The organism is Streptomyces sp. NPDC057702 (assembly GCF_042799315.1).
Lineage (GTDB): Bacteria > Actinomycetota > Actinomycetes > Streptomycetales > Streptomycetaceae > Streptomyces.
In genome coordinates this window covers 200,829-224,343 of record NZ_JBHVJC010000007.1, presented here as the reverse complement: position 1 = coordinate 224,343, position 23,515 = coordinate 200,829, and the positions used below count along the sequence as shown (strand labels likewise).

The window sequence follows — 23,515 nt, the reverse complement described above, 5'->3', positions numbered from 1 at the left end:
GACGAAGCCCTGCGGAGTGCAGGGCCTCACTTGGTCGTATCGTCGGACGGGTCCGGCCGGGTACCACCCCGGTGCCGGGGCAGGCCGCCCGTGTCGTGCGATGTGTCCTGCTCGGGCTGGCGCTGTTCGCGCCCTGCCCGTTCGCTTTCAATCAGCTCGTTCAACCAGCGCACCTCGCGCTCCACCGACTCCATGCCATGCCGCTGGAGCTCCAGCGTGTAGTCGTCGAGCCGTTCGCGGGTGCGCGCCAGCGAGGCCCGCATCTTCTCCAGGCGCTCCTCCAGGCGGCTGCGCCGCCCTTCCAGCACACGCATCCGCACGTCACGCGAGGTCTGACCGAAGAAGGCGAAGCGAACGCCGAAGTGCTCGTCCTCCCAGGCGTCGGGCCCGGTGTGGGAGAGCAACTCCTCGAAGCGCTCCTTGCCCTCAGCCGTCAGGCGGTAGACGATCTTCGCCCGTCGTCCCCCGAGCGCGGCGGCCGGGGGCACCACCCGGCCGGCGGTCGTGGGGGCGTCCTCGGAGGCGCCGGCCGTCTCCTCGATCAACCAGCCGTTGGTGACCAGCGTCTTGAGGCAGGGATACAGGCTGCCGTAGCTGAAGGCACGGAAGACCCCGAGCGAGGTGTTGAGCCGCTTGCGCAGCTCGTACCCGTGCATGGGGGATTCGCGCAACAGGCCCAGGACGGCGAACTCCAGAACGCCGGAACGCCTGCTCATCCCCCGCCCCTTCCGCGACTACCAGTGGTCCACCGCTGTGAATTATGCCGAGCTGATGTATCGAGTCGATACATCCAGACGATAGAACGGTGCACCCCCCGGGACAAGAGCGATCACGGTGAACGAGGTCACATCACCGATTCGTGCGACCCAACGTGCCTGTTTTGGAAAGAAGATGATGAGTGGGCGGGATTTGACCGTGCGTACTCTGTTCGCCATGCAGACCACCGGGAACCGTGTGACGCCCCCAGGCGTCTTCGTCCTGGATGCCGTGCGTCCGGCCGCCCTTCGGCGCTGGTGCGCACGTTGGGGGGACCGCAAGCCACTTGCCGCTTCCAGGCGATCGCGCCTGCCCGAGGAGTAGTCGTTCCATGAGCGAGCACCGTCGCAAGCCGCCGCAGCCCCAGGGCGGCGGACGAGCAGCGGCCCGGCGCGCGGCGCAGCAGCCGCCAGGCCGCCGCGCTGCGCCACCGCCCAGTAGCCCTGGGCCAAGCTCCGAGCCGTACGCAGCACCCGACGCGGGCCAGCCCCGTGGCGGCCGGGCCGAATCCCGCCGCGCGGCCCGCGGCGGTGGGGGCCGCCGCAGAGCCGGGGCCGCGGGAGTGGGGGCCGGCGCCGGAGCCGGTGCCAGCGCGGCCCACGGCGCCGCCGGTACCGGCGGGCCCGGCGCGCCCGCTGGCGGTGGCGCCGGCGGCCACGGCGGGGGACGGAGAGCCGGCGGCACCGGCGGCCCGGCCGGCGGAGGTCGCGGACGCGGCCGTGGAGCCGGCGAGACGGGCCGGACGAAGAAGCGGTTTATCGACTATCCACGGGCGGGCAAACAGGGCTTCCGGCGCTGGATGCCCTCCTGGAAGCTGGTCACCGGCACCTTCCTGGTCTTCCTCGCGCTGCTGGTCGGCGCGGTGGGCATCGGGCTGATGGTGGTGGAGGTCCCCACCGCGCAGGCCGCCTCCAAGACGCAGAAGAACGTCTACTACTGGGAGGACGGCAAGCAGATGGTCGTCTCCGGTGGAGGCGACCTCAACCGTCAGATCGTGCCGCTGTCCAAGATCCCCAAGTCGATGCGCAACGCGGTGATCGCGGCCGAGAACGCGTCGTTCTACGACGACGCCGGCGTCGACCCGATGGGCGTGGCGCGCGCGGTGGTCAACATGGCCAAGGGCGGCCAGACCCAGAGTGGTTCGACCATCACCCAGCAGTTCGTGAAGAACACCTACCTGGGCCAGGAGCAGACGCTCAAGCGCAAGGTCACCGAGCTGTTCATCTCCATCAAGGTGGGCGCCACCAAGGACAAGGACGACATCCTCGAGGGCTACCTGAACACGGCCTACTACGGGCGTGGCGCGTACGGCATCCAGGCGGCGGCCCGCGCGTACTACGACAAGGACTGCGAGGACCTGACCACCAGCGAGAGCGCGTTCCTGGCGGCCACACTCAACGGTCCCAACCTGTACGACCCGGCCGGTGGCACGGGTCTGGCGGCGACCAAGGAGAAGAACCGCAAGCGGGCCGAGGAACGCTGGTCGTGGACGCTGGACCGCGAGGTGAAGGTCGACCGGCTCGACAGCGCGGAGCGGGAGAAGATCACCAAGTTCCCCGAGCCGCAGAAGCCGCGCCTGGCGACGAACAAGGGTGGCCAGATCGGCTACCTCACCGACCTCGCCGACAACTACATCATCAACAACTCCAACATCTCCAAGGCGGAGTTGGACCGCGGCGGCTACCAGATCCACACCACGTTCGACCGCGAGAAGATGCAGGCGCTGGAGAAGACGGTCAACAAGGTCTCCAAGGAGAACATCAAGCCCGGCAAGCGCCCCCAGGACAAGCACGTCCAGTTCGGCGGCGCCTCGGTGGAGCCGGGGACCGGCAAGATCCTCGCCATATACGGCGGCAAGAACGCGCTGGAGCACTACACCAACAACGCCGACGACACCGGCGTCCAGGTCGGCTCGACGTTCAAGCCGTTCGTGCTGGCCGCGGCCATGACGGACGGCAAGCGTGACCCGGCCCTGCCACCCGAGCAGTCCAGAGAGCAACGCACCCTGGTCTCGCCCAAGAGCGTCTACAACGGCGACAACAAGGTGAAGCTGCGGGACTACAAGGGCGAGGTGTGGCTGGACAAGGACGGCAAGGAGTGGCACCAGCGCAACGACGGTGACGAGAGCAAGGGCAAGATCGACCTGCGCACCGCCATGCAGTTCTCGGTGAACACGCCGTTCATCCAGCTCGGCATGGACGTCGGCACGGACAAGGTCCGCGACGCGGCGCTCGCGGCCGGCCTCAGCAAGAACCAGCTCGCCTCCATCACGCCGACCTTCTCGCTCGGCACGTCCTCGCCCAGCGCGATCCGACTCGCCAGCGCGTACGCCACGTTCGCGGCCAGCGGCAAGCGGGTCGACCCGTACTCCGTGACCAAGGTCGAGCGGGACGGCGCCGAGGAGTACGCGCACGAGGAGAAGATCGAGCAGGCGTTTGACCCGAACGTGGCGGACAACGTCACCGACGTGCTCAAGACCGTCGTGGAGAAGGGCACCGGTACCTCGGCGCGGATCGGCCGCGAGGCGGCGGGCAAGACCGGCACCACCGACGACAACAAGTCGGCGTGGTTCGCCGGGTACACCCCGCAGCTGTCCACCGCGATCGGCATGTGGCGGGTCGACGACCAGGCCAAGAACCAGAAGTTCCTGCCGATGTACGGCGTGGGCTCCGACACCGGCAGCGAGAGCATCCACGGTGCCTCGTACCCGGCGAAGATCTGGGCCGGGTACATGCGGGAAGCGCTCAAGAACGAGGAGAAGAAGACCTTCCCCAAGCCGGGCCCGATCGGCGAGAAGATCTACGGTGACGGCGCCAGCCCGCCGCCCACCACCGAGGCACCGCCGCCCTCGCAGACGCCGACGGAGACGCCGACGAAGGAGCCGACGGAGACGGCGACGAAGGAGCCGACGGAGACGCCGACGAAGGAGCCGACGGAGACGCCCACGCAGACGCCGACCGACACCTGCGGACCCCTCGATCCCACCTGTGGGGACAACGGCGGGCCCGGGGGTGATCCCGGCGGCCCGGGCGGTGACCCGGGTGGCCCGGGCGGTGATCCGGGTGGCCCGGGTGGGCCCGGCGGGCCCGGTGGGCCCGGCGGCAGTGGCACCCCGACCACGACGCCCCCGGACGAGGACGACAGCGGCGGCTGGCTCTAGACCGACGGCGTCCGGCCTGGTCGGGCCGGGCGCCACGGGGCCACGACACCACCGAAGAGCACAGGGCGGGTCCGTTCGCGGGCCCGCCCTGTGGCGTTCCCGGGTCCGGCCGGCGGCACCCGGGGCCACCGTGGCGCCCCCCGGTTCGCGGCGGCGGGCCCGGGCCCGTGGCGACGGCTCTCGCCGTCGCCGTCCGCCCCGTACGGCAGGATGTGCGCATGACGAGCGTCCACGGCCCCCACACGAGCGCCACCGCCGCCCGGAACCCCGTCCGACCCACCGCCGAGGACGAGGTGGCCGCCGCCGGCAGCGAACTGATCGGCGGCCCCCTGGGGCGCCGGGCGCTGTCCGGCGTCAACTGGTGGACCCCGGTGCGGATCATCGCGCTCGTAGCGATCGGCATGTTCGCCCTCGGCATGGCGCAGAAGGTGCCCTGTTACGACGGCGGCTGGTTCTTCGGCGCCACCGCCCAGTACACGCACGCCTGCTACTCCGACATCCCGCACCTGTACAGCGGACGCGGCTTCTCCATCGACCTCGTCCCCTACTTCGACCGCATCCCGCAGGACGTCTCCGGGGGCATGGACTACCTCGAATACCCGGTGCTGACCGGGCTGTTCATGGAGGTCGCCTCCTGGCTCACGCCGCACGACGGCAGCGCGCAGCACCGGGCCCAGATCTACTGGCTGGTGAACTCCGGGATGCTGATGGTCTGCGCCGCCGTCGTCGCCGTCTGCGTCTCCCGCACCCACCGCCGCCGCCCCTGGGACGGGCTGCTGGTGGCCCTGGCCCCCGCCTTCGCACTGACCGCGACCATCAACTGGGACCTGTTCGCGGTCGCCCTGACCGCCGCCGCCCTGCTCCTGTGGTCCCGTGGCCGACCGCTGGCCGCCGGCATCCTCCTCGGACTGGCCACCGCCGCCAAGCTCTACCCCGTGCTGCTGCTCGGCCCGCTGCTGCTGCTGTGCCTGCGCGCGGGGCGCTTGCGCGCGTTCTGGACGGCCACCACGGGCGCCGTCGCCGCCTGGCTCGTGGTCAACCTGCCGGTCATGCTCACCCGCGACCAGAACGGCGACCTGGGCATCAGGGACGGCTGGACGAAGTTCTACACCTTCAGCCAGGAGCGGCCCGTCGACTTCGGCTCCGTCTGGCTGATCGTCTCGCAGCGCTCCGGCAACCCGCTGGACGACGCCAACACCTACGCCACCCTCCTGATGCTCGTGGCCTGCGTCGGCATCGCCGCCCTGGCCCTGTGCGCGCCGCGCCGCCCCCGCCTGGCGCAGCTCGCGTTCCTGGTGGTCGCCGCGTTCGTCGTGACCAACAAGGTCTACTCGCCCCAGTACGTGCTGTGGCTGCTGCCGCTGGCGGCGCTCGCCCGACCGCGCTGGCGCGACTTCCTCGTCTGGCAGGCCGGCGAGATCCTCTACTTCCTCGGGATCTGGATGTACCTGGCGTACACCGGCAGCGGCGACAAGCACCAGGGGCTGCCCGACGACGGCTACCAACTGGCCATCGTGCTGCACCTGCTCGGCACGCTCTACCTGTGCGCCATGGTCGTACGGGACGTGCTGCGGCCCGAGCACGACCCCGTACGCCGCGACGGCTCCGACGACCCCTCGGGCGGCGTCCTCGACGGGGCGCCGGACGCGTTCACGCTGCGCCGCCGCCCCGACAAGGTCCTGACGGGCCAGGACATCCACTGGAGCGCCCCCGGCCGGGGCACGCACGGCGGCACGTACCTGGAGTAGCGCGCGGCCGGTGTTCCACGTGAAACACCACGGGCCCCGCGCGAGAGCGCGGGGCCCGTCCAGGGTGCGGGGCGCGTGCGAGCGCCCCGGTCCCGCCCGCCGGGCGGGTGGTCAGCGATCCAGGATCCGGTCGTACGACGTGGTGGTGTGCCGCAGGCTGGCCACCAACTCGTCCCCCACCTGGGGCGCCGGCACGTCGCTGGGCACGAAGAGGATGGACACCTGCATGTGCGGCGGCTCGGCGAACCAGCGCTGCTTGCCGGCCCAGGTGAACGGCGACAGGTTGCGGTTCACGGTCGCGAGCCCCGCTCGGGCCACGCCCTTGGCGCGCGGCATCATGCCGTGCAGCGCCTTGGGGGCCTCCAGGCCCACACCGTGCGAGGTGCCGCCCGCGACGACGACGAGATAGCCGTCCCCCGCCGTCTTCTGCTGGCGGTAGCCGAACCGGTCGCCCTTGGAGACGCGGGTGACGTCCAGGACGGAGCCGCGGTACTCGGTCGCGTCGTGGTCCCCCAGCCACAGCCGGGTGCCGATCCGGGCCCGGAAGCGGGTCTGCGGGAACTGCTGCTGGAGCCGGGCCAGTTCGTCGGCCTTGAGGTGGCTGACGAACATGGTGTGCAGCGGCAGCCGCGCCGCGCGCAACCGGTCCATCCAGCCGATGACCTCCTCCACCGCGTCGGAGCCGTCGGTGCGGTCCAGCGGCAGGTGGATGGCGAAGCCCTCCAGGCGGACGTTCTCGATCGCCTGGTGCAGCTTGGGCAGGTCCTCCTCGGTGACCCCGTGCCGCTTCATGCTGCTCATGACCTCGATCATGACGCGGGCGTTGACCAGGCCGTACACACCATCGACGGAGGAGACCGAGCGGATCACCCGGTCGGGCAGCGGCACCGGCTCCTCGCCGCGCCGGAAGGGGGTGAGCACCAGCAGGTCGCCGCTGAACGAGTCCTTCATGCGCGCGGCCTCGTAGGTGGTGCCGACGGCCAGGATGTCGGAGCCGATGCGGGTGGTCTCCTCGGCCAGCCGGTCGTGGCCGAAGCCGTAGCCGTTGCCCTTGCAGACCGGGACCATGCCGGGGAACTGCTGGAGGACGCTCTGCTGGTGGGCCCGCCACCGCGCGGTGTCGACATAGAGGGTGAGCGCCATGGCTGGGGGGAGACCTTTCTCGTCAGTCGGCTCTGTCTGCGGTCGTGCTGGGAAGGGATACGCCGGCGGGTTCCGGCTCTCGCGGGGCGAGCGGGCGGCGGGGCGCGTACGGGACGTGCCGGGCCGGCCGTGGCTCAGCGGCGCGACATATACATGTCGAGCGCCTTGTGCAGCAGCTTGTTGAGCGGGAAGTCCCACTCGCCCAGGTACTCGGCCGCCTGCCCGCCGGTGCCGACCTTGAACTGGATGAGGCCGAAGAGGTGGTCGCTCTCGTCGAGCGAGTCGCTGATGCCGCGCAGGTCGTAGACGCTGGCACCCAGTGCGTACGCGTCGCGCAGCATCCGCCACTGCATCGCGTTCGACGGGCGTACCTCGCGCTTGTGGTTGGCGGAGGCGCCGTAGGAGTACCACACGTGCCCGCCCACGATCAGCATCGTGGCGGCGGCCACGGCCTCGCCCTCGTGCATGGCGAAGTACAGCCGCATCCGGTTGGGGTCTTCGCTGTTGAGCGTCGTCCACATGCGCTGGAAGTAGCTCAGCGGACGCGGGCGGAAGTGGTCCCGCTCGGCGGTGATCTCGTACAGCCGCTGCCACTCGCCCAGGTGCTCGTAGCCGCCCTGGACGACCTCGACGCCCGCCTTCTCGGCCTTCTTGATGTTGCGTCGCCACAGCTGGTTGAAGCCCTTGTGGACCGACTCCAGCGAACGGTTCTCCAGCGGTACCTGGAAGACGTAGCGCGGCTGTACGTCGCCGAAGCCGGCGCCGCCGTCCTCGCCCTGCTGCCAGCCCATCTTCCGCAGCCGCTCGGCGACCTCGAAGGCGCGCGGCTCGATGTGGGTGGCCTCGACGTCCCGCAGCCGCTTGACGTCGGGGTTCTGGATGCCGGACTTGATCGCGGCGGCGTCCCAGCGCCGGATGATCACGGGCGGGCCCATCTTCACCGAGAACGCGCCCTGGCGTTTCAGGTGCGCGAGCATCGGGCGCAGCCAGTCCTCCAGGTTCGGCGCGTACCAGTTGAGCACCGGGCCCTCTGGCAGATAGGCCAGATACCGCTTGATCTTGGGAAGCTGTCGGTAGAGCACCAGGCCGGCGCCGACGACCTGGCCCGTGCTGTCGAACCAGCCAAGGCTCTCCGAGCGCCACTCCGTCTTGACGTCCGCCCACGCCGGGACCTGCATGTGGCTCGCCGACGGCAGACTCTGGATGTACGCCAGATGTTGCTCGCGGCTGATGGTCCTCAGGGTCAGGCTCATTGCGGGGCGCTCCTCGGCAGGTGTGTCCCCAGTGTCGGGGCTCCGGCTCTCGCGCCGAAGCCTACTGCGACGGGGCGTGACACCGGCCGGGCCTACGGTGAAGAACGCTTGCGGTTCCTGGTAGGAGGGGCGTACGACGCCCCGCCCACGGGCCCGGGCGCGGTGGAGGTGCCCGGGTCGGAGGCGGGGCGGGAGCGGCGCGCGCGGCCACGACGGGGTGGCCCCGTCGCGGGGCCACCGGGCGGCGGGCGCCGCGGTGGGCGTCAGCCCAGCACGCCGCCGAAGAGGCCGCCGTGCGCCATACCGAGGAAGAAGCCCACGGCCGACGCGCCCAACCCGATGATCAGGACGAACCGCTCGGCCGTCGTGGCCGAGATGAACTGCCCCCAGGCGCCGGTGACGATGCCGACCAGCCCCGTCCAGGAGCTGATCAGGTGCAGGTCGTGAAACATGGCTGTGACGAAAGCCACCACACCCAGCACGATGGTCGCCGCGGCGAACGTGTTCTCCACCGGATGCGGCCGGCCGTCGGTGTCGAGGAAGGAGAGAAGACCGTGTCGGGAACGCGCTGTCTGAGCCATGGGAAACCTCCGGTCCTGCGCGGGACGCGGGGCGGCGAGGAGTAACGCCGCTCACACTCATCGACTCAAGGTTGCGGGCAGACGCGGCTGGATTTCAACCGGAAGCACCGGCCCGGGTAGTGTGTACCGTCTGCGCCGGTGTCTGCCCAGAGCCCTCACGGGTACCTGGTACGCACCCGGTGCTACGCATCACGACCCTCCTGCCACGGAACGACCGTGGCCGCTGAGTCCAAAGGAGGTGGGTTCCACATGCGTCACTACGAGGTGATGGTCATCCTCGACCCCGATCTGGAGGAGCGCGCTGTCTCTCCCCTGATCGAGAACTTCCTCTCCGTCGTCCGTGAGGGCAACGGCAAGGTCGAGAAGGTCGACACCTGGGGCCGTCGTCGTCTCTCGTACGAGATCAAGAAGAAGCCCGAGGGCATCTACTCGGTCATCGACCTGCAGGCCGAGCCTGCGGTCGTCAAGGAGCTCGACCGCCAGATGAACCTGAACGAGTCGGTCCTCCGGACCAAGGTCCTGCGCCCCGAGACCCACTGACCGCGCAAGCGTTCAGCGGTGCTCGGGACGCGTCCTGAGTAGCACAGCAGCCAGCAGCACACCCGCCGAGAGGTTCATCCAATGGCAGGCGAGACCGTCATCACGGTCGTCGGCAATCTTGTCGACGACCCCGAGCTGCGCTTCACCCCGTCCGGCGCGGCGGTCGCGAAGTTCCGTGTCGCGTCCACTCCCCGCACCTTCGACCGTCAGACCAACGAGTGGAAGGACGGCGAAAGCCTCTTCCTGACCTGCTCGGTCTGGCGACAGGCAGCGGAGAACGTCGCCGAGTCGCTCCAGCGCGGCATGCGCGTCATCGTGCAGGGCCGACTGAAGCAGCGGTCCTACGAGGACCGCGAGGGCGTCAAGCGCACGGTCTACGAACTGGACGTCGACGAGGTCGGCGCCAGCCTGCGCAACGCCACGGCCAAGGTCACCAAGACCTCCGGTCGCGGGGGCCAGGGTGGCGGCTTCGGCGGTGGCCAGGGCGGTGGCGGCCAGGGTGGCGGCGGCTGGGGCGGTGGCTCCGGCGGCGGCCAGCAGGGCGGCGGCGGGGCTCCCGCCGACGACCCCTGGGCCACCAGCGCGCCCGCTGGCGGCGGCCAGCAGCAGGGTGGCGGCGGCTGGGGCGGTGGCTCCGGCGGCGGCCAGCAGGGCGGCGGCTACTCGGACGAGCCGCCCTTCTAGAGCGCGAGCTCGCGAGGGGCGATCACACCCTTCTTGATCACACAGGAGAAACACCATGGCGAAGCCGCCTCCGCGCAAGCCGAAGAAGAAGGTCTGCGCGTTCTGCAAGGACAAGACCGCGTACGTGGACTACAAGGACACGAACATGCTGCGGAAGTTCATTTCCGACCGTGGCAAGATCCGTGCCCGCCGCGTGACCGGCAACTGCACGCAGCATCAGCGTGACGTCGCCACGGCTGTGAAGAACAGCCGTGAGATGGCGCTGCTGCCCTACACCTCGTCCGCGCGATAAGGGAAGGGTGACCGACAGATGAAGATCATCCTTACCCACGAGGTCTCCGGCCTCGGCACCGCGGGCGACGTCGTGGACGTCAAGGACGGCTACGCTCGCAACTACCTGGTCCCGCGCGGTCTCGCGATCCGCTGGACCAAGGGTGGCGAGAAGGACGTCGCGCAGATCCGTCGCGGTCGCAAGATCCGCGAGATCGCCACGATCGAGCAGGCCAACGAGATCAAGGCCCAGCTTGAGGGCCTGAAGGTCCAGCTCGTGACCCGTGCCGGCGAGGCCGGCCGCCTCTTCGGCTCGGTGACCCCGGCTGACATCGCCTCGGCGATCAAGTCCGCTGGTGGCCCGGACGTGGACAAGCGCCGTATCGAGCTCGGCACGCCGGTCAAGACCCTGGGCGCCCACCAGGTGTCCGTGCGCCTGCACGCCGAGGTCTCGGCCAAGGTCGGCGTCGAGGTCGTCGCGGCGTAATCGCACGCACGCCGCCGTTCCGTGCCCGCACGGCACGGCAGCGAGAAGGGCCGCACCCCACGGGGTGCGGCCCTTTCGTATGCCCGCACGCTACGGGTTGCGAGCTGTGGACCGTGTCAGTGGCGTGTGGACACGGCTCGTTTCACGTGAAACACGGCACCCGTGAAACACGACTGCCAGTGGGGCACGGTCGCCCGTGGACGACGACCGCCCGTGGAGCACAGTCCCCTGTGGAGTGCGACCGCGCGTGGAACGGTGCTGATCCGGGAGGTGGTGTCGGATCTGTAGGAGGCGCTGGGTCGGGAGCGCTGTCGGTTTGGGGGCGGCACGATGCGGGGAGTGACGTCGACTCGCCGGTGGTGCGGTTGGGGGCGCGTGCGGCGGGGTGCGGCTGCGGGGCGTGTGGGGCGGGGGCCGGCCCGTGGGCGTGGGGCTGGTGCCTCGCCGATGAGGGAGTGGGGCCGTGAGCGGGCGCGGGAGCGGCCTCGGCGTTTCCCGGTGTGGGTCGCCGTTTCACGTGAAACATCGACGGGTTGCGGCCAGCGGTTGTCGTGGAGGTGGGGCCGGGCGGGCCCGGGGAGGTTAGCGGGTCGCGCCGGTGACGAGCCAGCGGCCCGAGCGGGTGCGGACCCACAGGGTCGCCATCCGCATGGCCATCATCAGCGCCATCGTCCACCACAGGGCCGTGAGCCCGCCTCCCAGCGTGGGGACGAGGAGGGCGACCGGCGCGAAGACGGCCAGCGTGATGAGCATCGCCACGGCGAGATAGGGGCCGTCGCCCGCACCCATGAGGACGCCGTCGAGTACGTACACCACTCCGGAGATGGGCTGGGAGATCGCGACCACCAGCAGGGCCGGGAGCAGCACGTCCTGGACGGCCTGGTCGGAGGTGAAGAGCGGGATGAACAGGGGGCGGGCGAGCACGACGAGCACGCCGAGCACCACGCCGGAGGCGATCCCCCACTCGACCATGCGACGGCAGACGGCGCGGGCCCCCTCCTTGTCACCGGCGCCGAGATAACGGCCGATGATCGCCTGCCCCGCGATGGCGATGGCGTCCAGCGCGAAGGCCAGCAGGCTCCACAGGGTGAGGATGATCTGGTGCGCGGCGACCTCGGTGTCGCCGAGGTTGGCGGCGATGCCGGTGGCGATGAGGGTGACCGCGCGCAGCGAGAGTGTGCGCACCAGGAGCGGTACGCCTGCCTGGGCGCAGGCACGTATGCCGGCGGCGTCCGGGCGGAGTGAGGCGCCGTGCCGGCGGGCGCCGCGTACGACCACGACGAGGTAGGCGGCGGCCATGGCCCACTGGGCGATGACGGTGCCCCAGGCGGAGCCGGCGATGCCGAGACCGGCGCCGTAGACGAGGGTGACGTTGAGGACGCCGTTGGCGGCGAAGCCGCCGATGGCGACGTACAGCGGGGTGCGGGTGTCCTGGAGGCCGCGGAGGACGCCGGTCGCGGCGAGGACGATGAGCATGGCGGGGATGCCGAGGGCGCTGATGCGGAGATAGGTGATCGCGTGGGGCGCGGCGGTGCTGGAGGCGCCGAAGAGGTCCACGAGGGAGGGGGCCGTGGGCAGCACCACCGCGATCACGGTGACGCCGATGAGCAGGGCGAGCCAGATGCCGTCCATGCCCTGGCGGATGGCACCGGGCAGGTCGCCCGCGCCGACCCGGCGGGCGACGGCGGCCGTGGTGGCATAGGCGAGGAAGACGAAGACGTTGACGCCCGTGAGGAGCAGGGCCGCCGCGACGCCGAGCCCGGCGAGCTGCGGCGTGCCGAGATGGCCGACGATGGCGCTGTCGACCATCACGAAAAGGGGCTCCGCGATGAGTGCGCCGAAGGCGGGGACGGCGAGCGCGATGATCTCTCGATCGTGGCGGCTGCGCGCGCGCCGGTCCTTCACGGGAGCCTGGGTCATGTGGCCCAATCTAATCGTCCACAGGTAAGAGACGCAACAGAGCTGTAGTCCTTACTTCGGGTTGCTCTCCGTGGTGTCCTCTGTGCCGTTTGTCGCGATCTTCGACCGAGTGGGAAAGTTTTTCTCCTGCACAGCCCCGGGATAAAGAAACCCCAGCTCACAGGCGTAAGGGCGGGATGTGTACGCGCTTGTCCACAGCGCTGTCCCCCGCGCCATGCACAGCTTTTCGGGAGTTCTCCACAGGATGGGTTCGATCATCCACATGGCCTGTGGATAACCAGATTGGCGGACGGCCTGAGCGGGCCTACCGTGGTGCGGCGCCCGCCCTCTTTTTCCGGTGTGAGGAGCGTCGAACTCGACGCGCCGTAAGCGGAGTCGAGCGTCCTGTTTGTCAGAGCCGTGCCGTAAGAAAGAACAGCACGGCGAGGGTCCGCGTCGCGGACGGGAGGAGGTGGCGGGGTGAGCATGCCCGAGCCCATGGACGACCCCTGGCCCGACCCTGGCCCCAGTGATCGGCTGCCGACGGCGCCCCGCCCGCGCCGGGGCGAGGGCCGTGGTGACGGACGTCGCGACGAGCAGCACGACCGGGGGCGCGACACCGGCTGGGACAGCTCGGGCTTCGAGCGCGTACCGCCGCAGGACCTGGACGCCGAGCAGTCCGTGCTGGGCGGCATGCTGCTCTCGAAGGACGCCATCGCCGACGTGGTCGAGGTCCTGAAGGGGCTCGACTTCTACCGCCCCGCGCACGAGACCATCTACCAGGCCATCCTCGACCTGTACGCCAAGGGCGAGCCCGCCGACCCGATCACGGTGGCGGCCGAGCTGACCAAGCGCGGTGAGATCACGAAGGTCGGCGGCGCCTCGTATCTGCACACCCTCGTCCAGACCGTGCCCACCGCCGCCAACGCGGAGTACTACGCGGAGATCGTCCACGAGCGGGCGGTGCTGCGCCGGCTGGTGGAGGCGGGCACCCGCATCACGCAGATGGGGTACGCGGCCGACGGCGACGTCGACGAGATCGTCAACAACGCGCAGGCCGAGATCTACGCCGTCACCGAGCAGCGCACCAGCGAGGACTATCTGCCGCTCGGCGACATCATGGAGGGCGCGCTCGACGAGATCGAGGCGATCGGCTCCCGCAGCGGCCAGATGTCCGGCGTGCCGACCGGGTTCACGGACCTCGACTCACTGACGAACGGCCTGCACCCGGGGCAGATGATCGTCATCGCGGCGCGTCCCGCGATGGGTAAGAGCACCCTCGCGCTGGACTTCGCCCGCGCCTGCTCGATCAAGGGCAACCTGCCGAGCGTCATCTTCTCCCTGGAGATGGGGCGCAACGAGATCGCGATGCGCCTGCTGTCCGCCGAGGCGCGGGTGGCGCTGCACCACATGCGGTCCGGAAGCATGACCGACGACGACTGGACCCGGCTGGCCCGTCGGATGCCCGAGGTGACCGCCGCGCCGCTCTACATCGACGACTCGCCGAACCTGTCGATGATGGAGATCCGCGCCAAGTGCCGTCGGCTCAAGCAGCGCAACGACCTCCAGCTCGTGGTCATCGACTACCTCCAGCTGATGCAGTCCGGCGGCGCTCGCAGACCCGAGAGCCGTCAGCAGGAGGTGTCGGACATGTCGCGAAACCTCAAGCTGCTGGCCAAGGAGCTGGAGGTACCGGTGATCGCCCTGTCCCAGCTCAACCGTGGCCCCGAGCAGCGCACGGACAAGAAGCCGATGGTCTCCGACCTGCGTGAGTCGGGATCGATCGAGCAGGACGCCGACATGGTCATCCTGTTGCACCGCGAGGACGCGTACGAGAAGGAGTCGCCCCGGGCCGGCGAAGCGGACCTGATCGTCGCCAAGCACCGTAACGGCCCGACCGCGACCATCACGGTCGCCTTCCAGGGCCACTACTCGCGGTTCGTGGACATGGCGCAGACGTAGCCGGAGCGGGTGTGGGATCTCCAACTCGGCCGCACCATCTCACCGCCCGCCGCGTATCGACTGCACTCTCCGTGCTTCTCGACGCACTCGGCCACCGCGCACGGCACATCGAACTGACCGGCTAGCCCCGCCGCAGCACCTCCCACCGTGACCGGGGTTCCCTGCCCGTCTCACTCTCGGCGCGCGCGGAACACGGGTGAGCTAACCTGCGCGCATGCGCGGACACTTCACCGGCTGGCCTGAGCAGGCCATGGACGTGTTGTGGCAGCTCCAGGGCGAACCGACCCACGCGACCCGCGAGCGCTACCGCGCGGACCGCGAACGCCTGGTCCGGCAGCCGATGATCGCCCTGCTCAACGAGGTCGCGGACACCGATCCCCGGTACGAGGACTTCTCCGTCTGGCACTACCGCACCGACTCCTGGTGGTGGCAGCACCAGGGCGCGGTGATCAGACTCGGCCGCAAGATCGAGATCGGCCTCCGGTTCTCCCTGGACGGCCTGCGGATCCAGGGCGCCTGGTGGTACCCCGACCCCGGCCAGGTGGACATGTTCCGCAAAGCCGTGGCCTCCGAGGGGAGTGGTCGCGAACTGTCCGGCATCGTCGAGGACGTGCGGAAGAAGGGCTACGACATCTCCGGGGACGTGATGAAACGCCTCCCGCGCGGCTATCCCTCGGACCACTCCCGTACGAACCTGCTGCGCCACCGTTCGCTGATCGCCGCCCGTCTCCTCGGCTGCGAGCAGTGGCTGCACACCACCGAGGCAGTCGACCGGGTCCTCTCGGCCGCCGCCGACCTGGACGCCCTGCTGATGTGGCTCGTCCGCCACGTGAAGCGCGCCGCCTGACATCACGAGGCGCCAAGTGGCACGGGAGGCCACACAGCCGGCCGCACAGCCCTCCCAGGTGACAGCGGGTCGTGAGGCACCGCAGGTCAGCCATCTGCCCGTCCGGAGCGGCCTCAGCAAGCCTGGCGGGGACGCACCGCGAACCGAGACGACCGCAGCTGAAGCGGCGTGAGACACCGCGAGAAGTCGCAGCTCACAGCCTCGGCGAAGGCGGCGAGCGCGAGACCGCCAGCGGGCGGGTCCTCGGCCAGCGGCTCGTGGGGCGCCGCGAGCATCCCGCGACGCCGGGCGTACGTCGTGACCGCCATCGGAGCGCCGACGGTCGTCTCCGGGGCCGGGATCGGCCAGGCCCGGGCGCGCGCCGCCGGTACGCGCCGGATCGCGTCGTCGACGGCCAGGCGCGCGGTGCGCTGGCCCGCGCGCCGGACTCCGGAGGGGCGCCGAGGCGCGGGCGCGATGCCCCTCCGGAACCAGTGCCCGCCGGGGGCGGCGGACAGGGCCGCGCTACGCCGGCTTCGGCGCTTCCCTGACCGGCTTCGGCGCCTTCCAGGCCGGCCCGACGGAGAGATAGGTGGTGCGGTGCAGGGGGTCGCCGGCGCGGAGCTTCCGCGACCCCCACTTCAGGCCGTCCTCGCGCGCGGTGTTCACGGACTCCAGGGCGTGGAAGGCCCGCGTGTCGACGATCAGTTGCCGACGCCAGGTGTCGGCGTCGATGGCGACAGCCGTACCGCTACGCCCGGTGCTGTCCTCCACCCCCTTCGTCACTCGCGCCCCGGGCAGCTCGGTGAGCACCGTGAACAGCGCGGCCCGCAGCTTCGGTTCGGCGGGCGAGCGGGCGAGCAGTTCCTCGATGCCGTCGTAGAGGTCCTCGATCGCCGAGTCCCCGGTGGCCTTCCCCAGCAGCCGGGCCCGCAGCGCCGCCGGGTCGGTGGGCAGCTTCGGCAGGTCGTCCCACGAGATCGGCCTGCCGCCGATGACATAGACCGTGCCCCCCACGTCCGCCACGGAGTAGTCCAGCACCGGACCGTCGCCGGACTGCTCGCGCGTACCGTTCCGGCTCACCCAGGTCGTCTGGTGCGTCTCGTCCGGCCGCTGGCCCGGGTCGACGGTCCGGTTCCACTGGAACGTGCGCACCTTCCAGTACGGTGCCGCCCCCGTCCGCTCCGCCGCCGGGGAGCTCCCCGTCTCCTCCGGACCCGACCATGGCTGGAACGCGACGCCCAGCGCGATCGCCGCGACCGCCGCCGCCGAGACGAGCACGGGTACGCGCCGGCGCCACCGGCGCATCGGCACGACGGTGGCCGCCGGCTCGCGGTCGAGGGCGATGACCGGCCCGCCCCCCTCCGCCGAGCTCGCCGCCGACCGCACGGCCGCCAGCGCCGCGGCGACGGCCTCCGCCGAGGGCGGCGCGACCTTGCCGGCGGCGCGCAACCGCCGGGCACCGGGGAAGTCGAGCGGGTCCGCGCCGTCCTGGTGACTGTCCTGCCTGGTCATGCGAGGTCTCCTGTCAGGGAAAGCGGAGCGGAGGGGCCGAGCGTCGCGCGCAGTCGGGTGCGCGCCCGGTGCAGCCGGGACCTGGCCGTGCCCGCAGGGACACCGACGACGGCCGCGGCCTCGGTGGGGCTGAGCTGTTCCCACGCGATCAGGAGCAGCAACTCGCGCTCCACCGCCGGCAGCTCGGCCAGCGTCTGGCGGATCAGCGGCGCGACCGCCGCCGCGTCCAGCCTCCGGTCGACGGCGTGCCACGGGTCGCTGCTGGCCTCGCCGGCGTGCGCGGCGGCCGGCGCGAACCGTTCCCGGTCACGCCAGTGCGCGGCCAGGACGTTGCGGGCCACGCCGAAGAGCCAGGCCCGGACCGGTCCGCGCGCCGCGTCGTAGGTGCCACGGCCGGCGTACGCCCGTAGCCACGCCTCGGCCAGCAGGTCGTCCGCCGCGCCGGGCGCGCGGCGCGCGAAGTAGCCGTGCAGCGCTTTCGCATGGCGCTCCACGAGCGGTTCGAAGGCCGACGCGTCGGTTCCCGAGCGCGCCAGCAGTTCCTCGTCTGTCGCCACGGACCTTCCCTTCCACGGGCCGCGTCTTTCGCGGCCCACTCCCCCTCTTCTTGTCTTCGCCCCGCGAAAGCGTTCGCGGGGCGCGGTGCCGCCGGGTGGCGCGTACGTCCAGGCGCGCGTACGCCCAGGTGTCGAAGGTGCTTGCGGTGCTTGCGGCGCCTGAAGTGTCTGGGGTGCTGGCGGTGCTGGCGGTGCCCGGGGGCGCGTGCGGGGCGTGGGGGGTGCCGAGTGGTGAGGGCTGAGGTGTCGCGCGGAGTGGGGGGCGGGCCTCGGGTGCCGAGGAGCCGCGTGGCGGGCGCGGGGGCCAGGGCGCGGGTGGCCGGCGGGCGGGGCGCGGTGTGTCGTGGTGGAGGGTGGGGCCTGGCGGGGCGGTGCGGTGGCGTCCGGCTGGGGTGGGCGGGGCCGGACGGGTTCGGCGGCGTTCTCGCGCGGGGCGTGGGGGTGCTCGGGAGTCGGCGTTCCGTGCCGGCGCGGGCTCGCGCGGGTGCCGGCGCTGCCTCCGGGGGTCCGGGAGATCGGACACCCCGAAGGTCAGCGGGCTGGACGCGGTGCGCGAAGCCGCGCGACGGCGCTGCGCACCACGGTGATACGGCTCAGATGAGCTCGGGCTGCGGTTGCGGCTGGGCTTCCGGTCGAGGCGCCGGAATCGGCTTCGGCTCCCACTGCCGGGTCGTCCGCACGTAGCCGTAGATCACGGAGACCATCGCCAGGACGAGCAGCGGCCCGAACAGCCACGGCAGGTCGGCCAGCTGCTCCGGCAGGAAGCGGTACGCCACCAGGTACACGGCGAACACGGCCGTGCCGTACGCGACGAACTGGATTCCCGCCCGGTTCCAACCACGATCGATAGCGCGCATTCCGCCCTCGATAGTGACCGCGAAGACCACGCCCGCGATAATGTCCGCGCCGTAGTGGTAGCCGAATCCCAGGGTCGCGCCGAGGGTGGCGACGAACCAGAATATCCCCGCGTACCGCAAAAGGCGCGGTCCCTTGCGGGAGTGGATCAAAATCGCGGTGGCCCAGGCCGTGTGCAGACTGGGCATACAGTTGCGCGGTGTGATGTCGTCGAACGGCATCTGGGTTGGCGCATTGAGTGGCGGTGCGGTGTCCGGCCAGAGATTGGCGACCGCCCAGTGCCCGCCGTCGGCGCCGTAGGCGAAGATCGGGCCGACCACGGGGAAGAGCATGTAAATGCCGGGGCCGAGCAGACCGATCACCAGGAAGGTGCGCACCAGGTGGTGGCTCGGAAAGCGCTGCTCCTTCGCCACATGACGAAGCTGGTAGAGCGCGAAGATCACGGCGGCCACGGCGAGCTGTCCGTACACCCAGCCGAGAATCGGCGGACCGACCGGCTCGGTGGCCCTGACCAGGCGGCCGACCAGCCAGGACGGGTTGCCCAGCGCGTGATCGGCGGTCGCCACGTACTGGTCGAGCACCATCGGGCGGGTTTTCCACGTAATGAGCAACCAGGCGTCGCCGGTCTTGCGTCCGGCCACGAGCAACAGGCCGAGTCCCACGCCTTTCAGGAGCAGCAGGCGTTCCTGTCCGGTGCGGCGAACCACGGCCATGACTCCGTGTGCCAAAAGCACCCACAGTGCGCCGTTGCCAAAACCCAACTGAGCGTCGGCCAGCCAGCGCACCAGCAGAAAGACGAGATCGATTCCGATCGCGGCGCCCATGGCGACGAAACGCTGCCGCCAGGTGAGCACGACCATCATCAGCGCCATGCTGGCATACAGCAGCGGCCCCGATTTGGGGACGAAAACTACCTCTCGCACCTGGTTGCTGATCGGCCCTCGTACGCCGAAGTGCCGCGCGGCTATTTCCAGCGCGATAAGGAATGCGAGGGTCACTACGCTTGCCGCAGCCCACAGCATCACCCGTGGTTGGCGCCAGTCGACAAGTTTAGTTTTGTTTTTTATTCGTGAAAATACCCGCGAGGCTACAGATATCAATTGTTTGGCCGATGTGTTAGGTGTCAGTTAATTGGTCACCCTTCGTACCGGGTTGCGCGTCTTTCGGTGAAGGGTTGGCAATGAGGTGATCGCCGTGAGTTCAAACATGTTATCGGAGCGGTCCGTGGGGACTTTGCTGGTCACGGGGGGTGCGGGCGCCGGTCCTCCCCGTGGTGGCGGGCTTCGTCCGCCGGGTGACCAGGGGAGTTCCCGGTGCTCGGCTGCCGCGACGGCGTCACGGCCGGGCGCGGGCGTGCGGCCGGGGTGCGCGGCGACTGCTGGGTCCGGTGCGGTGTCCGATCGCTCATGCGTCGAATGCGGTGGTGGCCCCTCCCGCGGTGGCGTAGCTCGGGCGGTGCCCCTGTCGATCACGTCGGCGTCGGTGTGCGTGGACCGGGGGTGAGGCCGGCGCTGCCGGACGCTGTGCCGTCGGATCGTCGGATCGTCGGATGTCGGCCGCGTGTGCTGGACGCGCGGGACGGGTGTGGGTGTCGCGGCGGGATCGTGGGGTCTGTGGGGTGGGTGTGTGGTTGCCGGCGCGTCGCCGGGGGTGTGGACGCGCGGGCGCCGGGTGTGCGCGTCGCGAGGCGTGCCGTCGCCGCTGTGGGGCGTTGTGCCGACTTCTGTGCCTGGCGTGGGCCCGGTCCGGGCCGGGTCTACGATCGGTGCTCGTTTCGAAGAGGGGGAAGCATGCGGAAGATCGTCATTGGCGCGGCACTGGCCCTGACCACGGCCCTGCTGGCGGGGTGTGGAAGCGACGGCGACTCGTCGAAGGACAGCACGTCCGACAAGGCTGACAAGGCTGTCAGTACGAGCGGGAAGCCGACGGCCGACGGCGCGGCGGAGAGCGCCAGCGACCCGGTCAAGCGCGAGGTCACCCTCGAGGTGCGCGGCACCGGCTCGTCGCAGATCTACTACAACCTGGACACCAACAAGATGGAGACGGTGACGCTCCCCTGGAAGAAGACGTCAACGCTCTCGCTGACGACCGAGGCCGAGAAGAAGGTCGGCCTCGCCGTGTCCGTCGCGCCCGGCTCCGTGGCTGACTCCGGTGGCACGCTCCGCCCGGCGGACTGCGTCATCACCGTGGACGGCAAGAAGGTCGCGGACAACCGTGGCGGCAAGTCGACCTGCCAGTACACGGTGAAGTAGGGCCTCGCGCGGCGGCGCGCGCGGTCCTGACGAGCCGGTCGGAAGGGAAGCCCATGGGCTGCGCGCGCCGCCCCGGCGCGACGGCCGGCGCACGACGGCGGGTTCGAGGTCCGCTGTCGCCCACGACGGGCCAGCTCTCCCACGAACGCGTGTGCGCGCCCTCGGTGACGGAGGGCCGGAACGAAAAGGCCAGGTGGGAGTGCCCTCCTGGGAGGTGTTCCCCGGTGGGGCGCCGGTCGGCGCTCCGGGAACGCCGCCCGTGTCGGACACCTCATGTCCCCGCGCGAGCGGGGTTATCCACAGGCAAATCCGCGCTGGACGAGTCCGCGCGATGATGGCGTCATGACTGAGATCGTCTTGATGTCCGACCCCCGGGTCGCGTCGGTGCCGGTGCACGAGTGCGGTGAACGGCTCGTGGACGTGCGCCAGGATGCCCACCTGCTGGTCGACGAGCGCAAGTGGCATGACGCCGTCGGCGCCTTCGCCTACCTGCGGGAAGGCGTGCTCGACCGGCTCCGCACGGCGCAGGCGGAGCTCCCCGGGGGATTGCGGCTGCTGTTCGTCGAGGGCTATCGGCCGCCGTCGTTGCAGCGCCAGTACTTCGACGAGTACGCGGACGAGCTGCGCGGAGCCCACCCCGAGTGGCCGGCCGAACGGCTCCACACGGCGGCCAGCCGTTACGTGTCACCGCCCGAGATAGCCCCGCACAGCGCGGGCGCGGCCGTCGACCTGACGCTCGCGGACGACGACGGCCGCGAACTCGACCTGGGCACCCGGATGAACGCCTCGCCCGAGGAGAGTGACGGGGCCTGCTACACGCACGCGGACACCATCAGCGCCGATGCGCGCCGACACCGGGACATCCTCGGCACCGCGCTGACCTCCGCCGGCCTGGTCAACTACCCCACGGAGTGGTGGCACTGGTCCTACGGAGACCGTTACTGGGCCCTGGCCAGTGGAGCGTCGGCCGCCTACTACGGCCCCGGGGAGCTCGGTTGACGCCTGGTGGTTGCTGACGCCGCGTTGTGGCGGGCGAGGGTGCGACGTGGGGCGACTCGGTCCGATCTGAGGCGACGCGTTGGGGTGGCGCATCCGGAGCGGGGGGGCGAGGGGGCTCGTTGGTGGGCGTGCGCCGCGATGAGGAGCCTTCGGCGAGGGCCCGTGCGGTGGGATGCCGCGGGTGGGCACGTTGGGGGGCAGGGTGTGTCGAGAGGGCGGCTTCGGTTGGCCATGGGTGTCTGCGCGGCTGGGTGTTCGAGACCCTCCGAGGAGAGGCGGGGTGAGGCTGGCCGCGGTAGATGGGAGTGCCGGTGGCAGGTGGCGGGGCGCCCTCGGCTGGCGGGGAGCCGGCGCCTGGTGGTTGCTGTGGGGGGCCGAGCGCCGGGCCTCGTGTGGCGGGTGGTGGCCGGTGTGCCGGCGAGGTGGGGCAGGGCGTTGGGGGCTGGGGTCCGGGGTGCGGGGTGCGGGTCAGTTCGGCTGAGAGTTCTGGGGCGAGTCCGGTGTCTGGTCGTCCGGTTCGCTGGCGGTGCGCGCCAGGAGGCGTTCGTAGCGCTGCCTGGCGGCCTGCGGTGTGCCGAGACCGAGGCCGAAGGCGATCTCCGGCCAGGTCATGCCACGACCTCGCGCCATCTGGAGGAGGCCGACCTCCAGTTCGTCCATCTCGCCGCGAGCCAGCGGTACGAGAGTCAGCGCGGCGGTGATGTCGGTGGCGTCCACCTCGGGCTCGTCCGCGTCGCGCTGCGCGGCGCCGCTGAGGAGGAAGGAGACCAGCCGGATGGCTTCGTGGGCCCCGATGATCGAGGGGTGTACCTGCCGCTGACGCTGCTCGTCGCTGGCCGCGTGGCGCTCGGCGATGCGGAAGAGCGAGGGGTAGACGCGCTGAGCGCGGGCCTGGTCGGGGTGCGGCGGCGCGAAGGACGCGGCGGGCTGCTCACTGGGCGAAGTCATACGGCCAGCTTGACGAGGGCCTGGTTCGTTGTCAACGACTTATGGTGAACGAAATGTTTGCCTTGCCGGAATGGTGACGCCACGGCAGGCGCCTGTACGCCGGTAGGGGCCTTCAGCGCCTCCGGGCAGCAGTGGCCCGAGAGCAGGGCCACTCGACGACGCGCGATGCCGATGGAGGCGGAGGTGGGGTGGGGCGAGGGGGCTCGGGGAGGGAGGGGGAGGGGGGAGGGGGAGCCCCCCCGGCCAAGCCCCGCCAAGCCCCGCCAAGCCCGCACGCCAAGACGAGGGGCTCGGAGGTCAGGGTGTGGTTGGGGTGGCGCGTAGGAGTCGGGTGGTGAGGCGGACGCCGGGGCTGCTGGTGGACAGCGCGTCGGTGAGTGCGGTGCCCGCGGCCGAGAGGGCCTGGTCGTTCAGGGGGCCGAGGGCGTCCAGGATGAACAGGGCGCGGGTGGTGGTGTGGGTCAGGCGGGTGCGGGTGCACTGGCGCCAGTTCCAGCGGCGGCAGGTCACGCCGAGGTCGTCGCGCCAGACCACCTCGCCGGCCGAGGGGTGTTCGGTGGCTGGTTCGCCGCCGGCGGTGGTGTCGAACACCTCCGTACCGTCGGCGCGTACCAGTCGGACCGGGCCCGCGTAGTGGTCCAGGTCCTCGCCGCCGAGTGGCAGGAAGTGGCCTACCGATACGGCGTTGTAGATGTCGGTCAGCCGGTCGACTCGGGGGAGTCCGTCGGCGGCGCGGCGCAGCAGGGCCTCCGCGCTGGACCGGGTGCGCTGGGGTTTGGCGCCGAAGGAGCGGAACGCCTCGCGCCATGCGGCGAGGTGCGGGTGCTCCTCCAGCGGCGCGTCGCCGACGCGTTCGCGCGCGGTGGCCTCGGCCTGGGTGAGCAGCGCTTCGCTGAACGCGTCGCTCGGGCCGGGGCGTAGCCCCTCGGCGGTGACGAGCAGGGCGCGGTAGTCGGGGCGCAGGGCGGTGACGGCCGGGTCGATGCTGGCGGTTTCCAGCCAGGCCGCAGCGTCCGGTGTGGTGCCCGGCGTCGGGTCGGCCTGCGTTTCGGGGCTCACGTCTCTCCTCGCGGGTGCGCC

General features: G+C 70.9%; 20 protein-coding genes. 10 read left to right on the top strand and 10 right to left on the bottom strand.

Annotated elements, in window-relative coordinates; genetic code table 11:
- Positions 1-26: 26 nt before the first annotated feature.
- Positions 27-716, bottom strand: a complete 690-nt coding sequence (locus ACFVFR_RS07620; RefSeq protein WP_383698756.1) for a helix-turn-helix transcriptional regulator — start codon at positions 714-716, stop codon at positions 27-29.
- Positions 717-1,087: 371 nt separating this feature from the next.
- On the opposite strand from ACFVFR_RS07620, the gene ACFVFR_RS07615 reads away from it, so the two are divergent.
- Both ACFVFR_RS07615 and ACFVFR_RS07610 read left to right on the top strand, forming a co-directional pair.
- Positions 1,088-3,916, top strand: coding sequence for a transglycosylase domain-containing protein (locus ACFVFR_RS07615; RefSeq protein ID WP_383698755.1), 2,829 nt, complete (start codon positions 1,088-1,090; stop codon positions 3,914-3,916).
- Between the two features lie 218 nt (positions 3,917-4,134).
- Positions 4,135-5,664: a glycosyltransferase family 87 protein gene (locus ACFVFR_RS07610; RefSeq protein WP_383698754.1), complete on the top strand. Its 1,530-nt coding sequence runs from the start codon at positions 4,135-4,137 to the stop codon at positions 5,662-5,664.
- Positions 5,665-5,775: 111 nt separating this feature from the next.
- Here the strand turns inward: ACFVFR_RS07610 and ACFVFR_RS07605 are convergent, their stop codons facing one another.
- The 3 genes from ACFVFR_RS07605 to ACFVFR_RS07595 all read right to left on the bottom strand — a co-directional run bounded on the left by ACFVFR_RS07605 (position 5,776) and on the right by ACFVFR_RS07595 (position 8,641).
- On the bottom strand, positions 5,776-6,807 hold the full coding sequence (locus tag ACFVFR_RS07605; RefSeq protein ID WP_383698753.1) for an alanine racemase: 1,032 nt from the start codon (positions 6,805-6,807) through the stop codon (positions 5,776-5,778).
- A 134-nt stretch (positions 6,808-6,941) separates the two neighbouring features.
- The gene (locus ACFVFR_RS07600) at positions 6,942-8,060 is read right to left on the bottom strand and encodes a lipid II:glycine glycyltransferase FemX (RefSeq protein ID WP_383698752.1); all 1,119 of its coding nucleotides are present in this window, start codon (positions 8,058-8,060) and stop codon (positions 6,942-6,944) included.
- Between the two features lie 263 nt (positions 8,061-8,323).
- A complete protein-coding gene (locus ACFVFR_RS07595) occupies positions 8,324-8,641 on the bottom strand; it encodes a hypothetical protein (RefSeq protein WP_383698751.1) in 318 nt (105 codons plus the stop codon).
- Positions 8,642-8,890: 249 nt separating this feature from the next.
- On the opposite strand from ACFVFR_RS07595, the gene rpsF reads away from it, so the two are divergent.
- From rpsF to rplI, 4 genes are all read left to right on the top strand, one after another.
- Complete coding sequence (gene rpsF, locus ACFVFR_RS07590) at positions 8,891-9,181, top strand: 30S ribosomal protein S6 (protein ID WP_006604399.1); 291 nt, start codon at positions 8,891-8,893, stop codon at positions 9,179-9,181.
- Positions 9,182-9,262: 81 nt separating this feature from the next.
- The gene (locus tag ACFVFR_RS07585; protein ID WP_383698750.1) at positions 9,263-9,865 is read left to right on the top strand and encodes a single-stranded DNA-binding protein; all 603 of its coding nucleotides are present in this window, start codon (positions 9,263-9,265) and stop codon (positions 9,863-9,865) included.
- Positions 9,866-9,920: 55 nt separating this feature from the next.
- Positions 9,921-10,157, top strand: a complete 237-nt coding sequence (gene rpsR / locus ACFVFR_RS07580) for a 30S ribosomal protein S18 (protein ID WP_004950692.1) — start codon at positions 9,921-9,923, stop codon at positions 10,155-10,157.
- 18 nt (positions 10,158-10,175) lie between these two features.
- Positions 10,176-10,622, top strand: coding sequence for a 50S ribosomal protein L9 (gene rplI / locus ACFVFR_RS07575; RefSeq protein WP_383698749.1), 447 nt, complete (start codon positions 10,176-10,178; stop codon positions 10,620-10,622).
- Positions 10,623-11,204: 582 nt separating this feature from the next.
- Here the strand turns inward: rplI and ACFVFR_RS07570 are convergent.
- Entirely contained in the window at positions 11,205-12,542 is a 1,338-nt protein-coding gene (locus tag ACFVFR_RS07570) for an MATE family efflux transporter (RefSeq protein WP_383698748.1), read from the bottom strand.
- 459 nt (positions 12,543-13,001) lie between these two features.
- On the opposite strand from ACFVFR_RS07570, the gene dnaB reads away from it, so the two are divergent.
- Both dnaB and ACFVFR_RS07560 read left to right on the top strand, forming a co-directional pair.
- Positions 13,002-14,483 (top strand): replicative DNA helicase, encoded by a 1,482-nt coding sequence (dnaB, locus tag ACFVFR_RS07565; protein WP_383698747.1) that lies wholly within the window; start codon positions 13,002-13,004, stop codon positions 14,481-14,483.
- 214 nt (positions 14,484-14,697) lie between these two features.
- Entirely contained in the window at positions 14,698-15,330 is a 633-nt protein-coding gene (locus tag ACFVFR_RS07560; protein WP_383698746.1) for a DUF2461 family protein, read from the top strand.
- A gap of 504 nt (positions 15,331-15,834) precedes the next feature.
- Here ACFVFR_RS07560 and ACFVFR_RS07555 read toward each other — a convergent pair.
- From ACFVFR_RS07555 to ACFVFR_RS07545, 3 genes are all read right to left on the bottom strand, one after another.
- Positions 15,835-16,824 carry a hypothetical protein gene (locus tag ACFVFR_RS07555; RefSeq protein ID WP_383698745.1) on the bottom strand — a complete coding sequence of 330 codons (990 nt, stop codon included), beginning with the start codon at positions 16,822-16,824 and terminating at the stop codon, positions 15,835-15,837.
- The gene (locus ACFVFR_RS07550) at positions 16,821-17,381 is read right to left on the bottom strand and encodes an RNA polymerase sigma factor (protein ID WP_383698744.1); all 561 of its coding nucleotides are present in this window, start codon (positions 17,379-17,381) and stop codon (positions 16,821-16,823) included. The genes ACFVFR_RS07555 and ACFVFR_RS07550 overlap by 4 nt, the downstream gene beginning before the upstream one ends.
- 593 nt (positions 17,382-17,974) lie before the next feature.
- Positions 17,975-19,258 (bottom strand): phosphatase PAP2 family protein, encoded by a 1,284-nt coding sequence (locus ACFVFR_RS07545; protein WP_383698743.1) that lies wholly within the window; start codon positions 19,256-19,258, stop codon positions 17,975-17,977.
- A gap of 768 nt (positions 19,259-20,026) precedes the next feature.
- On the opposite strand from ACFVFR_RS07545, the gene ACFVFR_RS07540 reads away from it, so the two are divergent.
- The gene (locus ACFVFR_RS07540; protein WP_383698742.1) at positions 20,027-20,488 is read left to right on the top strand and encodes a hypothetical protein; all 462 of its coding nucleotides are present in this window, start codon (positions 20,027-20,029) and stop codon (positions 20,486-20,488) included.
- A 342-nt stretch (positions 20,489-20,830) separates the two neighbouring features.
- Complete coding sequence (locus tag ACFVFR_RS07535; protein ID WP_383698741.1) at positions 20,831-21,487, top strand: M15 family metallopeptidase; 657 nt, start codon at positions 20,831-20,833, stop codon at positions 21,485-21,487.
- Positions 21,488-21,955: 468 nt separating this feature from the next.
- Here the strand turns inward: ACFVFR_RS07535 and ACFVFR_RS07530 are convergent, their stop codons facing one another.
- The gene (locus tag ACFVFR_RS07530; protein ID WP_383698740.1) at positions 21,956-22,435 is read right to left on the bottom strand and encodes a DNA-binding protein; all 480 of its coding nucleotides are present in this window, start codon (positions 22,433-22,435) and stop codon (positions 21,956-21,958) included.
- A gap of 297 nt (positions 22,436-22,732) precedes the next feature.
- Positions 22,733-23,494, bottom strand: a complete 762-nt coding sequence (locus ACFVFR_RS07525; protein WP_383698739.1) for a B3/4 domain-containing protein — start codon at positions 23,492-23,494, stop codon at positions 22,733-22,735.
- Positions 23,495-23,515 lie beyond the last annotated feature (21 nt).

Excerpts from the sequence above, each read along its gene's own strand:
- ACFVFR_RS07605 (WP_383698753.1), bottom strand. The coding sequence starts at position 6,807 with ATGGCGCTCACCCTCTATGTCGACACCGCGCGGTGGCGGGCCCACCAG.
- ACFVFR_RS07615 (WP_383698755.1), top strand. The coding sequence starts at position 1,088 with ATGAGCGAGCACCGTCGCAAGCCGCCGCAGCCCCAGGGCGGCGGACGA.
- ACFVFR_RS07595 (WP_383698751.1), bottom strand. The coding sequence starts at position 8,641 with ATGGCTCAGACAGCGCGTTCCCGACACGGTCTTCTCTCCTTCCTCGAC.
- ACFVFR_RS07530 (WP_383698740.1), bottom strand. The coding sequence starts at position 22,435 with ATGACTTCGCCCAGTGAGCAGCCCGCCGCGTCCTTCGCGCCGCCGCAC.
- ACFVFR_RS07610 (WP_383698754.1), top strand. The coding sequence starts at position 4,135 with ATGACGAGCGTCCACGGCCCCCACACGAGCGCCACCGCCGCCCGGAAC.
- ACFVFR_RS07540 (WP_383698742.1), top strand. The coding sequence starts at position 20,027 with ATGCGGAAGATCGTCATTGGCGCGGCACTGGCCCTGACCACGGCCCTG.
- rplI (WP_383698749.1), top strand. The coding sequence starts at position 10,176 with ATGAAGATCATCCTTACCCACGAGGTCTCCGGCCTCGGCACCGCGGGC.
- ACFVFR_RS07620 (WP_383698756.1), bottom strand. The coding sequence starts at position 716 with ATGAGCAGGCGTTCCGGCGTTCTGGAGTTCGCCGTCCTGGGCCTGTTG.
- ACFVFR_RS07535 (WP_383698741.1), top strand. The coding sequence starts at position 20,831 with ATGACTGAGATCGTCTTGATGTCCGACCCCCGGGTCGCGTCGGTGCCG.
- ACFVFR_RS07545 (WP_383698743.1), bottom strand. The coding sequence starts at position 19,258 with ATGCTGTGGGCTGCGGCAAGCGTAGTGACCCTCGCATTCCTTATCGCG.
- rpsR (WP_004950692.1), top strand. The coding sequence starts at position 9,921 with ATGGCGAAGCCGCCTCCGCGCAAGCCGAAGAAGAAGGTCTGCGCGTTC.
- ACFVFR_RS07600 (WP_383698752.1), bottom strand. The coding sequence starts at position 8,060 with ATGAGCCTGACCCTGAGGACCATCAGCCGCGAGCAACATCTGGCGTAC.
- ACFVFR_RS07570 (WP_383698748.1), bottom strand. The coding sequence starts at position 12,542 with ATGACCCAGGCTCCCGTGAAGGACCGGCGCGCGCGCAGCCGCCACGAT.
- ACFVFR_RS07560 (WP_383698746.1), top strand. The coding sequence starts at position 14,698 with ATGCGCGGACACTTCACCGGCTGGCCTGAGCAGGCCATGGACGTGTTG.
- rpsF (WP_006604399.1), top strand. The coding sequence starts at position 8,891 with ATGCGTCACTACGAGGTGATGGTCATCCTCGACCCCGATCTGGAGGAG.
- ACFVFR_RS07585 (WP_383698750.1), top strand. The coding sequence starts at position 9,263 with ATGGCAGGCGAGACCGTCATCACGGTCGTCGGCAATCTTGTCGACGAC.
- ACFVFR_RS07555 (WP_383698745.1), bottom strand. The coding sequence starts at position 16,824 with ATGACCAGGCAGGACAGTCACCAGGACGGCGCGGACCCGCTCGACTTC.